The sequence below is a fragment of the Variovorax sp. 10N420 genome (assembly GCF_056394705.1).
This window is the reverse complement of the sequence record NZ_JBFTIJ010000036.1, coordinates 1-2,240: the sequence shown is the minus strand read 5'-3', so window position 1 is coordinate 2,240 and position 2,240 is coordinate 1. Positions and strand designations below refer to the sequence as shown.

Here is a 2,240-nt window from a genome sequence, read left to right as displayed (position 1 = left end):
GGCACACAGACCAATGTGATTCACACGACCGGCGGCATCACGAACGACTTCGACACGGTCAGCCTCGGTGGGGCCGCAAGTCCGGTCGATTACCTTACGCTTGCCGGTGGCAAGTCGGCCAATGCGCTGGACTACAACGTGGGCTTTGGCCTGACCTGGCTGGCAGGCACCACGGCGGGCGACGGTGTGTTCACGCTCACGAGTCCGGCTGACACGTTCAACGTCGATGWGGTGCTCGCCAATCAAGCGGCGTCCGCCGATACGACCTTCGGCGGGGCACTCAGCGGCACGGGCGGTTTGATCAAGAACGGCATCGCCGCGCTGACGCTGACGGGCGACAGCGCCTACACCGGTGGCACGACGATCTCGGCGGGCACCTTGCAACTGGGTGCCGGCGGCACCACCGGGAGCATCGTCGGCGATGTCACCAACAACGGCACGCTGTCGTTCAACCGCTCGAACGCCTTGACCTTCGATGGCTCCATCAGCGGCGGGGGTGTCGTTCATCAGCAAGGCGCCGGCACGGTGCTGCTGACGGGCGATAGCAGTGCTTTCTCCGGCACGACGCTTGTCGACTACGGCACGCTGCGGGTGGATGGCACCTTGGGCTCCGCGACCAGCGGGTTGACCGTACAGTTGGGCGGCACGATCGCCGGGCACGGCACGATCGGCGGCAATGTGTTGGTCGACAACGGCGTGCTGGCACCCGGCGCATCGCCCGGAACGTTGACCATCGGCGGCGAGCTCTTTTTGACCAGCACCGCAGTACTCAACTACGAGTTCGGCGAGGCCAATGCCGTCGGTGGCGCGCTCGATGACCTGACCGTCGTGGGCGGCGACCTGACGCTGGACGGCACGCTCAACGTCACCGCGCCGACCGGCGGCACATTCGGACCCGGCCTCTATCGGGTCATAAGCTATGGCGGCACGCTGACCAACAACGGCCTCGAACTCGGCACGCTGCCAGCCGGCAGCGACGCCTTCGTCCAGACGGGGTTTGTCGGCCAGGTCAATCTGGTCAATATGGCGGGCCTCACGCTGAACTACTGGGACGGCACCGGGCCGAAGTTCGATGGCGTCATCAACGGTGGCAACGGCGTGTGGCAGGCGGCAGCCGGCAACGACAACTGGACCGAAGCCACGGGAACCCTCAACGCACCCTATGCCGATGGCGCCTTCGCCATCTTCGCCGGGACGCCGGGAACGGTGACGGTCGACAACAGTCTTGGAGCGGTCAGCTCGTCGGGCATGCAGTTCGCCACCAGCGGCTACGTGGTCGAAGGCGATCCCATCACGCTGCTCGCCGGGGCCAACACGATTCGCGTCGGTGACGGCACGGGCGCGGGAGCCGGATATGTCGCCACCATCGGCTCCGCATTGACCGGCACAGGCGGTGTCGACAAGACCGATCTCGGCACGTTGGTCCTTGCCGGAGCGAACAGCTATACGGGCGGCACGACGATCTCCCAGGGCACGCTGCAGCTGGGCAATGGAGGCACGACGGGTTCGATCGTAGGCGACGTGGTGGACAACGGAACGCTGGCCTTCAATCGCTCCGACGCGGTGACTTTCGGCGGCGTGATCAGCGGCAGTGGTTCGGTCCACCAAATGGGAACGGGCACGACGATCCTCACCGCGGCCAACGCCTACAGCGGCGGGACGACGATCTCCGCGGGCACGCTGCAGTTGGGTGACGGCGTGGCGACGGGCTCCATCGTGGGCGATGTCGTCGACAACGGTGCACTGGCGTTCAACAACCCCGGAGACACCATGTTCGCCGGCGCGATCAGCGGCACCGGACAGGTGATCAAGTCCGGCGCGGCGGCATTGACGCTCACCGCCGACAACACCTACACAGGCACCACCACCATCTCGGCAGGCACGCTGCAACTGGGTACGGGCGGCACCACAGGTTCGATCGTGGGTGACGTCACCAACAACGGCGCGTTGATATTCAATCGTTCCAACAATGTCACGTTCAGCGGGGCCATCGGCGGCACCGGCAGCGTCAGCCAGATCGGCGGCGGAACCACCGCGTTGACGGGCGCCAACACCTACGCGGGAGGAACGACCATCTCGGGCGGCACGCTCTCGGTCGGCGCAGATGCCAACCTAGGTGCGGCCGCGGGTGGCGTGGCGCTGGATGGCGGCACTTTGGAAACCAGTGCGAGTTTCACGTCGGGCCGCGCGGTCACGATCACTCCCAACAACGGCAGCATCCAGACCGATGCGGGGACGAC

General features: G+C 66.1%; 1 protein-coding gene. It reads left to right on the top strand.

Going from position 1 to position 2,240, the window contains the following annotated elements:
- On the top strand, positions 1–2,240 hold a 2,240-nt coding region (locus tag AC1DEK_RS30075; protein WP_478128981.1), incomplete at both ends, for a beta strand repeat-containing protein.